This is a genomic window from Streptomyces populi (assembly GCF_002911015.1).
Taxonomy (GTDB): domain Bacteria; phylum Actinomycetota; class Actinomycetes; order Streptomycetales; family Streptomycetaceae; genus Streptomyces; species Streptomyces populi.
On record NZ_KZ627018.1, the window covers coordinates 1 to 11,589 of the forward strand.

At 70.1% G+C, this 11,589-nt stretch carries 7 protein-coding genes and 1 pseudogene; all 8 read left to right on the top strand.

The window, feature by feature from the left end:
- Positions 1-88: pseudogene (locus CW362_RS40760) on the top strand (anti-sigma B factor antagonist); the annotation flags it as partial.
- A gap of 100 nt (positions 89-188) precedes the next feature.
- Positions 189-626: an ATP-binding protein gene (locus CW362_RS40765; RefSeq protein WP_103554637.1), complete on the top strand. Its 438-nt coding sequence runs from the start codon at positions 189-191 to the stop codon at positions 624-626.
- 330 nt (positions 627-956) lie between these two features.
- Positions 957-3,365: a sodium-translocating pyrophosphatase gene (locus CW362_RS40770; protein WP_103554638.1), complete on the top strand. Its 2,409-nt coding sequence runs from the start codon at positions 957-959 to the stop codon at positions 3,363-3,365.
- 229 nt (positions 3,366-3,594) lie between these two features.
- The gene (locus CW362_RS40775; RefSeq protein WP_103554639.1) at positions 3,595-4,200 is read left to right on the top strand and encodes a small secreted protein; all 606 of its coding nucleotides are present in this window, start codon (positions 3,595-3,597) and stop codon (positions 4,198-4,200) included.
- A gap of 215 nt (positions 4,201-4,415) precedes the next feature.
- Positions 4,416-5,945 (top strand): DUF7059 domain-containing protein, encoded by a 1,530-nt coding sequence (locus tag CW362_RS40780; protein WP_240658320.1) that lies wholly within the window; start codon positions 4,416-4,418, stop codon positions 5,943-5,945.
- An 882-nt stretch (positions 5,946-6,827) separates the two neighbouring features.
- Complete coding sequence (locus CW362_RS40785; RefSeq protein WP_103554640.1) at positions 6,828-7,025, top strand: hypothetical protein; 198 nt, start codon at positions 6,828-6,830, stop codon at positions 7,023-7,025.
- A gap of 248 nt (positions 7,026-7,273) precedes the next feature.
- On the top strand, positions 7,274-10,093 hold the full coding sequence (gene topA, locus CW362_RS40790; RefSeq protein ID WP_103554641.1) for a type I DNA topoisomerase: 2,820 nt from the start codon (positions 7,274-7,276) through the stop codon (positions 10,091-10,093).
- 113 nt (positions 10,094-10,206) lie between these two features.
- Positions 10,207-11,589: MFS transporter (locus CW362_RS40795; protein ID WP_162684400.1), on the top strand; the 1,383-nt coding region annotated here is incomplete at its 3' end.

Genomic DNA, 11,589 nt, shown 5'->3' on the forward strand with positions numbered 1-11,589 from the left:
CATTCTGAAGATCTTCCGTATTACCGGTCTCACCAAGGTGTTCCCGATCCACACCTCGGTGGACGAGGCGGTCAACGCGACCGACTGACGGCCGGTCTCCCGGGTCGTGGGCCCGGCATCGCACACATCGGGGGCCGGGCCCACGGCCCGGCCTCCGGACAGCACGCCCGTAGTTCAGAGGGGGATGCATGGCCACCGTTGAACTCCGCTTCAGCGCGCTGCCCGAGCACGTCAGGACCGCCCGACTGGTGGCGGCAGCGGTGGCGCGCAGGGCCGGAGTGGACGAGGCCGTCCTCGACGAGGTCAGGCTCGCCGTGGGCGAGGCCTGTACGCGTGCCGTCGGACTGCACCAGAGCGGCGGTATCTCGGCGCCGGTGCACGTGGCGCTGATCGAGGAGGAGAAGCAGTTCTCCATCGAGGTCGGTGACGAGTCGCCGGGTTCGGTGCCCGGTGGGGCCGCGTCCGGCGCGGGCCCGGACGGCTCCGACGCGGAGGCCGAGGAGGACGAGATGGGCCTCGCGGTCATCAGCGGTCTCGTCGACGACGTGGAAGTCATCGCCGGAGAGCACGGCGGACTGATCAGGATGAGCTGGCCCACCACGCCGCCGGCCGTGGCTCTTCCCTGACGACCGCCCCTCTTTAAATCTGTCCCGAAGGGCCCTACTCGGTGGGGCCCTTCGGCATGTCCGGGAACTCTCGCTCGCCCATATGGTGATCGTGAACCGCGTTGATCGCGCACGGCGTTTCGTGAATTGATTCACGATCATTCGAGCGATAATTGGATCAAGCGCCAACGCTTCTGGGGCATTACTGCATTTGGGTCCGTGGGCGCCCGTCGATCATTTGCTGAAGGGCAAGTGAAGGCTAATTCCGCTTACCGCGCACTGTTTTGATCAGGTTCCGGTACCTAGAATCCGTCCACATCTTGAGCTCAGCCCAAGCGTCAAGGAGGACGAATGGCGGGGCTTTCTACCCCTCATCAGTTTGACCACCCCACAACCTTCGCGGCCGCGGTTCTGACGGACGGCAACCGTCTCATCGTGATGGTCGTCGCGGTCGTCGCCGTGGCGGCGCTCGTGGTCGCCGGGATCCTGGTGCGCCAGGTTCTCGCGGCCGGCGAGGGCACCGACAGCATGAAGAAGATCGCGACGGCGATCCAGGAAGGCGCGAATGCCTACCTGGGACGGCAGATGCGCACGCTCGGCGTATTCGCCGCGGTGGTGTTCTTCCTGCTCATGCTGCTGCCCGCGGACGACTGGAATCAGCGCGCCGGACGGTCGATCTTCTTCCTGATCGGCGCGGCGTTCTCGGCGGCCACCGGCTATATCGGTATGTGGCTCGCCGTACGGAGCAATGTCCGCGTGGCCGCCGCGGCACGGGAAGCGACCCCGGCGGAGGGAGAGCCCGAAAAGGATCTCACCGCCGTCTCGCACAAAGCCATGAAGATCGCTTTCCGCACCGGTGGCGTCGTCGGCATGTTCACGGTGGGGCTCGGTCTGCTGGGAGCCTCCTGTGTGGTGCTCGTGTACGCGGCCGACGCGCCGAAGGTCCTGGAGGGCTTCGGTCTGGGTGCGGCGCTGATCGCCATGTTCATGCGTGTCGGCGGCGGCATCTTCACCAAGGCGGCCGATGTCGGGGCCGACCTGGTCGGCAAGGTCGAGCAGGGCATTCCGGAGGACGATCCGCGCAATGCCGCGACCATCGCCGACAACGTGGGCGACAACGTGGGCGACTGCGCCGGCATGGCAGCCGACCTCTTCGAGTCGTACGCCGTCACGCTCGTCGCCGCGCTGATCCTCGGCAAGGTGGCGTTCGGTGACTCCGGGCTCGCCTTCCCGCTGATCGTGCCCGCGATCGGCGTGCTCACCGCGATGATCGGCATCTTCGCGGTGGCGCCCCGGCGTTCCGACCGCAGCGGCATGTCCGCGATCAACCGCGGGTTCTTCATCTCCGCGGTGGTCTCGCTCGTGCTGGTCGCTCTCGCCGTCTTCGTCTATCTTCCGGGGACCTACGCCGAACTGGACGGGGTCACGGACGCGGCGATCAAGGCCAAGGGCGGCGACCCTCGGATCCTCGCACTCGTCGCCGTCGCGATCGGCATCGTGCTGGCGGCGCTCATCCAGCAGTTGACCGGCTACTTCACCGAGACCAGCCGCCGTCCCGTGCGGGACATCGGCAAGAGTTCCCTCACCGGCGCGGCCACCGTCGTCCTCTCCGGCATCTCCATCGGTCTCGAATCAGCCGTCTACACCGCCCTGTTGATCGGTCTCGGCGTGTACGGGGCGTTCCTGCTGGGCGGTACGTCGATCATGCTGGCACTGTTCGCCGTGGCGCTCGCCGGAACGGGCCTGCTCACCACGGTCGGTGTCATCGTCGCGATGGACACCTTCGGTCCCGTGTCCGACAACGCGCAGGGCATCGCCGAGATGTCCGGCGACGTCGAGGGCGCGGGCGCGCAGGTGCTCACCGACCTGGACGCCGTCGGCAACACCACCAAGGCCATCACCAAGGGCATCGCCATCGCCACCGCCGTCCTCGCGGCCTCGGCCCTCTTCGGCTCGTACCGCGACGCGATCACCACGGCCGCGAGCGACGTGGGTGAGAAGGTCTCGGGCGCCGGCGCTCCGATGAACCTGATGATGGACATCTCGCAGCCCAACAACCTGGTGGGTCTCATCGCGGGCGCCGCGGTCGTCTTCCTCTTCTCGGGGCTGGCGATCAACGCGGTGTCGCGGTCCGCCGGGTCCGTGGTCTACGAGGTGCGGCGGCAGTTCAGGGAGCACCCGGGGATCATGGACTACTCGGAGAAACCCGAGTACGGGCGCGTCGTCGACATCTGCACCAAGGACGCGCTGCGCGAACTCGCCACGCCGGGACTGCTCGCGGTGCTCACACCGATCGCGATCGGGTTCACGCTCGGTGTCGGCGCGCTCGGTTCGTTCCTGGCGGGTGCGATCGGCACCGGAACGCTGATGGCGGTCTTCCTCGCCAACTCCGGTGGCGCGTGGGACAACGCCAAGAAGCTCGTCGAGGACGGCCACCACGGCGGCAAGGGCAGCGAGGCGCACGCGGCGACGGTGATCGGTGACACGGTCGGTGACCCGTTCAAGGACACGGCGGGCCCCGCGATCAACCCGCTGCTGAAGGTCATGAACCTGGTGTCGCTGCTGATCGCCCCGGCGATCGTCAAATTCTCGTACGGCGACGACAAGAGCGTCGGCGTGCGGGTGTTCATCGCCATCCTCGCGTTCATCGTGATCGTGGGCGCCGTGTACGTCTCCAAGCGGCGCGGGATCGCCATGGGCGACGAGGAGGACGACGACGAAGGGATCGCCAAGTCGGCCGATCCGGCGGTGGTTTCATGACGCACCGGTTCCGCCTCCGACCCGGCACGGACTTTTCTGCCTGATCGGGAAGCGGGCCAACGGGCGGGTGGACGGCGTGTGCTGACGCGCCGTACGCCCGCCCTGTGTGTGTTCACGTCATTGTCGTGAGCCTTCTCTCGCTTGGTGCAAATGGCCTCAAAAGGTGTCGTAGCGGACACTCGCCATGTGGGTGCCGCCCACATGGCGTGTATGTTCCGGGCCGAGAGCCATGGAAGGGACCAAACCGGTGAACAAGAAGCTCACGGCCGCACTGTCCGGCGGTGCGGTACTGGTGCTCGCGCTGTCGGGTTGCAGCAGCGACGGCGGCAGCGGCAGCGGCGGCGACGACAAGCTGAACTCCTGGGCCAAGCAGGTCTGCGACGCGTTGAAGCCGCAGGCCCAGAAGATCCAGGAAGCGAACGCCGCGATCCAGAAGCAGACCTCGGACAACAGTGCGCCGGAGGAGGTCCAGAAGACCGACGCACAGGCCTTCCAGGACATGTCCGACGCGTACAAGGCGCTGGGCACCGCCGTCGACAACGCGGGACCGCCGGACGTCGAGGACGGCAAGACGAAGCAGGCCAACGCGGTCAAGGAGCTCAAGGCCCTCTCCGCGTCGTACGCCGACCTGAAGACGCAGGTCGCCAAGCTCGACACCAAGGACCAGGCCAAGTTCGCCGAGGGACTCAAGGACGTCGCGACCCAGCTCGGCAAGCTGAGCCAGAGCGGGAACGACCCCCTGAAGCAGCTGGAGCAGGGCGACGTGGGCAAGGCGATGGCGCAGCAGGAGGGCTGCAAGTCGGCGTCCGGGTCCCCGGCGGCGGTCAACGGCTGAGACCGTCCGCGGGAGCCGGGAGAGGGCCCGGCGCACAGGCGCGCCGGGCTCCCGGCCCGCGTCATGTGCGTCGCGGGCCCACGGGACCGGCGCCCGGCACGCGTCTCCGCTTCCCGCCGGGCACGGACCCGGTACGCGCAGCGGGTGCCGCACGCGCTGTCCACGGGCGAGGCTCTGTCCACAGGTGTGGGTGCCGGTGGGCGACAGCGGACACAATGGGAGGCGTGAGTCACACCAGCCTGTCACCGTTGCCCTCGTCCGATCGTGCCGACATCGCCGCCCGGCTGCGGAGAGCCCTCCTCGACGCCTCCTTCACCGCGGACGGTCTCCTCGACCTGCTCGGCGCCCCCGCGTACGCGGCGCTGGCGCGCAGCGAGACCGTGCCCGCACTCCGGGCGACCCGTGGTGACACGCCGCTGGAGACGCTCGTGCGGCTGTTCCTGCTGCAGCAGCCCGTGCCGTACACGCGCGTGGCGGACGTGCTGCCGGTCGAGGACGCCCTGGAGAGCGGCTGGCTGACCCGGACGGGCGGGGACGAGGTCGCGGCGAGCGTCGACATCCGGCCGTACGGCGGACCCGACGGCGAGGACTGGTTCATCGTGTCCGACCTCGGATGCGCCGTCGGCGGCGCGGGCGGCATCGGCAGCAGGGAGGAAGGGGTCGTCCTCGGAGTGGGGGGTGCCTCCACGACCCTCGCCGGCATCACCGTGCGCGGGCCCGTCGGCTCCGCCCTCGATCTCGGCACCGGTTCCGGGATCCAGGCGCTGCACGTCGCGCAGCACGCCACGCGCGTGACGGCGACCGATCTGAACCCCCGGGCGCTGCACATCACCGCGCTCACCCTCGCGCTCTCCGGCGCCCCGGCCGCCGACCTGCGCCAGGGCTCCCTCTTCGAGCCGGTCCGCGCCGACGAGAAGTACGACCTGATCGTCTCGAACCCGCCCTTCGTGATCTCGCCGGGCGCCCGGCTGACGTACCGCGACGGCGGAATGGGCGGGGACGATCTGTGCCGCACGCTCGTTCAGGAGGCGGGGGACCGGCTGAGCGAAGGGGGATACGCCCAGTTCCTGGCCAACTGGCAGCACGTGGAGGGCGAGGACTGGCAGGACCGGCTGCGCTCCTGGGTGCCGCGCGGCTGCGACGCGTGGATCGTGCAGCGCGAGGTGCAGGACGTCACGCAGTACGCGGAGCTGTGGCTGCGCGACTCGGGTGACCACAGGGCCGACCCGGCCGACTACCAGGCGCGGTACGACGCGTGGCTCGACGAGTTCGAGGCGCGCAAGGTGAAGGCCGTCGGCTTCGGATGGATCACGCTGCGCAGGACGGCGGCGGCCGAACCCTCGATCACGGTCGAGGAGTGGCCGCACTCCGTCGAGCAGCCGCTCGGCGAGGCCGTACGCGAGCACTTCGACCGGGTCGACTACCTGAGACGGCACGACGACGCGGGTCTGCTCGCCGGTCACTTCAGACTGGTGGCGGAGGTCGTGCAGGAGCAGGTCGGACTGCCCGGTGCCGAGGACCCGGAGCACGTGGTGCTGCGCCAGCACCGGGGAATGCGCCGGGCCACCAAGGTGGACACGGTCGGCGCGGGCTTCGCCGGTGTGTGCGACGGCACGCTGAGCGCCGGGCGGATCCTCGACGCCATCGCCCAACTGGTCGGCGAGGACCCGGTGTTGCTGCGGGACCGGACGCCCGCTCAGATCCGTCTGCTGGTCGAGCAGGGATTCCTGGAGCCGGTCGAGTAGCCGGCCCTCGCCGGCGATGCCGGGGGAGGGCCGGGCCGGTGCCGGGATCGAGCGGGGATCGAGGTGAGCGCGGGCCGGGTGTGAGACGGGCCGATGTCTTCCATGATCCGTCGGCCCGTCGGCCCGTCGGCCCGTCGGCCCGTCGGCCCGTCGGCCCGTCGGGCCACTGGTTTCCTCAGGTCCGCTGATTCCTCTGGCCCGCCCGTTCCTCCGGCTCCCCGGTCCGCCGCTCCTCCGGCCCCTCGCCCTGTTGCCCGCTTCTTCGGTTCCCCGTCCTGTTGCGCGCTCCTCCGGTTCTCCGTTCCTCCAGTTCCCGGGTTCCTTTTGCGGCAGCGACCCGGACCGCGGGGAGGGGGTGCCGGAGTTCCCGCCGCCCCCTCTCGTCGCCGGGGCGTCTCCCGCCGTCCTTGCTCGGGCTTCGCCGGACGTCGGATCGGGTACTTCGGCCGGGAGGGGAAACCGGCCAACATCCGAAGAGCGGCGGACGCGCCCCTTCCCGTGTCCCATGCTCTTCTCCGTATCCGTATCCGTATCCGTATCCGTATCCGTATCCGTATCCGTATCCGTATCCGTATCCGTATCCGTCTTCCTCCCCGTGCCTGTGGCCGTCTCCGGCTTCTTCTTCGCCGCCCTCCCCGTTCCCGCCCCTGTCCGTGTCTCCGTGGTGCGGCGTCGCTCCCCGGACGACGACGGATTCGCCACAGTCGGGAGCGCCGGGAGCCGTGCGGGCGGGAGGGGGACGGAGGGTGGACCGCGACGCCGGGTGCGGTGCGGGTGCCCCACGGGGTGTCGGTCACCCGGAGTTCACCGTGGGTTCGCGCGTCGGTCTCCGGGCCGTGTCAGCCTCCCGGGGCCGAGGACTCGGGGTGAAAGGGCGGAGCCATGGAAAGCAGTCCGGCGATCTTCGCGGGGATGGTGTTCGCCCTGTTCGGAGGCGGAATCCTGGCCTGGACGGTGCTCCGGGTGCGGCAGGGCGAGCCGGTCGCCCACGGTGTGAACCGCGTCGCATCGGCGGCCCTCGCGAGCGTCGCCGGGAGCGGGGCGCTGGCGCTCGGGGTGTGGTGCTTCACGCGCGTGTGAGACCGCGCGCGAGGATCGCGGCTCCGGTAACTGGGAAGTTACCCTCCGGATAGACCCGAAAGAGCGGGTCGACACTCCGGGCGGCAGGAATGGCGGTAGTCGGGTTACCGTTCGAGTGGCCGTTGCGGGCTTTTCCCGTTTGACACGGGGGCGGGATGTACCGTCACACTCCGCAGCGTCAGCATGACCCGACCCCCCGGGATTCAAGCCCCGGGGAGATTCCGCGTCGACCGGAGAGAAGAGCGAAGTTGTCCCCGACCAGCGACACCGCACACGGCGGCCGCCGACTCGTCATCGTCGAGTCGCCTGCCAAGGCGAAGACGATCAAGGGCTACCTCGGCCCCGGCTATGTCGTCGAAGCGAGCGTCGGGCACATCCGCGACCTTCCCAACGGCGCCGCGGAGGTGCCGGAGAAGTACACCGGTGAGGTCCGCCGCCTCGGTGTGGATGTCGAACACGACTTCCAGCCGATCTATGTGGTCAACGCCGATAAGAAGGCCCAGGTCAAGAAGCTCAAGGACCTGCTGAAGGATTCCGACGAGCTCTTCCTCGCCACCGATGAGGACCGCGAGGGCGAGGCCATCGCGTGGCACCTCCTGGAGGTCCTGAAGCCCAAGGTCCCCGTCCACCGGATGGTCTTCCACGAGATCACCAAGGACGCGATCCGCAGCGCCGTCGCCAACCCGCGCGAGCTCAACAAGCGCATGGTCGACGCGCAGGAGACCCGCCGCATCCTCGACCGCCTGTACGGCTACGAGGTCTCGCCGGTCCTGTGGAAGAAGGTCATGCCGCGGTTGTCGGCGGGCCGCGTCCAGTCCGTGGCGACCCGGCTCGTCGTCGAGCGGGAGCGCGAGCGCATCGCCTTCCGGTCCGCCGAGTACTGGGACCTGACCGGCACCTTCGGCACCGGCCGCACCGGTGACGCGAGCGACCCGTCCAGCCTCGTCGCCCGTCTGACCTCGGTCGACGGCAAGCGCGTCGCCCAGGGCCGTGACTTCGACTCGCTCGGCCGGATCAAGAGCGCGAACACGCTCCACCTGGACGAGACGAACGCCCGCGCGCTCGCCGCCGCGCTCCAGGACACGGACTTCGCCGTCCGCTCGGTCGAGTCCAAGCCCTACCGCCGCTCGCCGTACGCGCCGTTCCGCACGACGACGCTCCAGCAGGAGGCCTCGCGCAAGCTCGGCTTCGGCGCGAAGGCGACCATGCAGGTGGCGCAGAAGCTGTACGAGAACGGCTTCATCACCTATATGCGTACGGACTCCACGACCCTGTCGGACACGGCCGTCGCCGCGGCCCGCGCCCAGGTCACCCAGCTCTACGGCGCCGACTACCTGCCGGCGCAGCCGCGTACGTACGCCGGGAAGGTCAAGAACGCGCAGGAGGCGCACGAGGCGATCCGCCCCTCGGGCGACCGTTTCCGCACTCCCGCCGAGACGGGACTGACCGGCGACCAGTTCAAGCTGTACGAGCTGATCTGGAAGCGGACCGTCGCCTCCCAGATGAAGGACGCGGTCGGCAACTCCGTCACCGTGAAGATCGCCGGCACCTCCGCCGACGGCCGGGACGCCGAGTTCAGCGCGTCCGGCAAGACGATCACCTTCCACGGCTTCCTGAAGGCGTACGTCGAGGGCGCTGACGACCCGAACGCCGAGCTCGACGACCGTGAGCGCCGGCTCCCGCAGGTCGCCGAGGGCGACCCGCTGTCCGCCGAGGAGATCACGGTCGACGGCCACGCCACCAAGCCGCCGGCCCGCTACACCGAGGCCTCCCTGGTCAAGGAGCTCGAAGAGCGCGAGATCGGCCGCCCGTCGACGTACGCGTCGATCATCGGCACGATCCTCGACCGCGGTTACGTCTTCAAGAAGGGGACGGCCCTGGTGCCCTCCTTCCTGTCGTTCGCCGTGGTCAACCTCCTGGAGAAGCACTTCGGGCGGCTCGTCGACTACGACTTCACCGCCAAGATGGAGGACGACCTCGACCGCATCGCCCGCGGCGAGGCGCAGGCCGTGCCGTGGCTCAGGCGCTTCTACTTCGGCGAGGGCGACGCGACCGGCGCCGCCGACGCGGGCAACGGCGACGGCGACCACCTGGGCGGCCTCAAGGAACTCGTCACCGACCTGGGCGCCATCGACGCCCGCGAGGTGTCCTCGTTCCCGGTCGGCAACGACATCGTGCTGCGCGTCGGCCGCTACGGCCCGTACGTGGAGCGCGGGGAGAAGGACGCCGAGAACCACCAGCGCGCCGACGTCCCCGAGGACCTGGCCCCGGACGAGCTGACGCTCGACCTCGCCGAGGAACTGCTCGCCAAGCCGAGCGGCGACTTCGAGCTGGGCGCCGACCCGCAGACGGGCCACCAGATCGTCGCCAAGGCCGGCCGCTACGGCCCCTACGTCACCGAGGTGCTCCCCGAGGGCACCCCGAAGACCGGCAAGAACGCCGTCAAGCCGCGTACCGCCTCGCTCTTCAAGACGATGTCGCTCGACACGGTGACCCTGGAGGACGCCCTGCGGCTGATGTCGCTGCCGCGCGTCGTCGGCGCGGACGCCGAGGGTGTCGAGATCACCGCGCAGAACGGGCGCTACGGGCCGTACCTGAAGAAGGGCACGGACTCGCGGTCGCTCACCACCGAGGACCAGCTCTTCACCATCACGCTGGAAGAGGCGCTGGAGATCTACTCCCAGCCCAAGCAGCGGGGCCGCGCGGCCGCCAAGCCGCCGCTGAAGGAGCTGGGCACCGACCCGGTCAGCGAGAAGCCGGTCGTGGTCAAGGACGGCCGCTTCGGTCCGTACGTGACCGACGGCGAGACGAACGCGACCCTGCGCTCCGGCGACAGCGTCGAGGACATCACGCCGGAGCGCGGCTACGAGCTGCTCGCCGAGAAGCGCGCCAAGGGCCCGGCCAAGAAGACCGCGAAGAAGACGGCGGCCAAGAAGGCGCCCGCCAAGAAGGCCCCGGCCAAGAAGACCGCCGCCGCGAAGAAGACGACGGCTTCGAAGACGACGGCGGCCAAGAAGGCGCCGGCCAAGAAGACCGCGGCGAAGAAGACGGCGGCCTCGGAGGGCTGAGCCACCCGTCGAACCCTGTCGAAGAGCGGAAGCCCCTACACCATTTGGTGTGGGGGCGTCCGTTTGTTCGGGCACCCCTTCGGGGAGTCAGCGGGTCCGGATAGGCTGGCAGGATGACGCGAGCCGAGCAGCCAACGGCCCACAACTGGGCCCCCGACGAAGCCCTGGTCGCGGATTCGCGCGAGCGTGCCGTCCGCGCACTGCTGCGTCAACCGCAGCTGAAACGGTTGTGGAGCGCACACCTCGTGGGAGGTGTCGCGGACGCGCTGGCCCTGCTCGTCCTGGTCGTCCTCGCCCTCCAGGCGGCGATCTCCGAGGGCTCCTTCGGCGGTGGCGCCCGCGGGGCCGCCCTCGCCGTGTCGGCCGTCTTCGGGGTGCGCGTCCTCGCGACGCTGCTCTTCGGAGCCGTGCTCCTGGGGCCCCTGACGTCACTCACCTCCCCCGACGGACCCCTCGACCGGCGCTGGACCATGCTCGGGGCCGACGGCCTGCGGGCCGCGCTCCTCATCGTCGCGCCGCTGTTCATCGACTGGACCCCGGACAACGCGCTCGCCGTGCTCCTGGTCATCGTCTTCGTGTCCGGGGTCGCCGAGCGGTTCTGGACGGTGTGCCGGGAGAGCGCGGCGCCCGCGCTGCTGCCCGCGCCGCCGCTGGAGGGTGCCGCCGTGCGCCCGCTGCCGGACCACATGGACGCGCTGCGACGGCTGTCCCTGCGCACGGCGTTCGTCGCGCTGCCGCTCGCGGCCCTCACCCTGGTCGTCGTCTCCCTCGTCAGCAACATGCTGGGCGCCGGGATCGACTGGTTCCACCTGCACCAGGCGGCGCTCGCCTCGTACGTGGCGGCCGGACTCTTCGCGGCCTCCCTGTCGGTGATCACCTTCCTCGAACTGCCCGACGCCCGTACCCCGCGCGCGCGGTCGCCGCTCGAAGGACTGCGCCGCCCGAAGACGGGCACCACCGGCGACAAGGGCCGCACCGGCGCGATCCCGCTCCTGGTGCCGGCCTGCGCGGCCGTCGCCGGGGCCATCTCCGCCGCCGTCGCCGTCTCCGTGCTGGACGCCATCGACCTGGGCGGCGGACCGGTGCTGTACGGGCTGCTGGTGCTGGCCCTGACCGGCGGTGTCGTCGCCGGCATCCGCACGGCTCCCTCGCTGCTCCCGTCGCTGTCCCGGCGCAGGCTGCTCGCGCTCGCGATCGCCTTCACCGGGATCGCGCTGCTGGCCGCCGGCCTCGTCCCGGACGTCACCACCGTGCTGCTGGTCGTGGCCTTCGCCGGTTTCGGCGCGGGTGTCGCCGCCAACACCGGGCACGCGCTGCTCGACCAGGAGACCGAGGACTTCCGGCGGGCCCGCACGACCGAGCACCTCCACGCGGTCGTACGGGTCTTCGTGGCGGTCGGCGCGATCGTGGCGCCGCTGGTGGCCGCCGCGATCGGCCCGCACCGTCTGGAGAACGGCAAGTTCGTGTTCGCGCACGGCGGCGCCGCCTTCACCCTC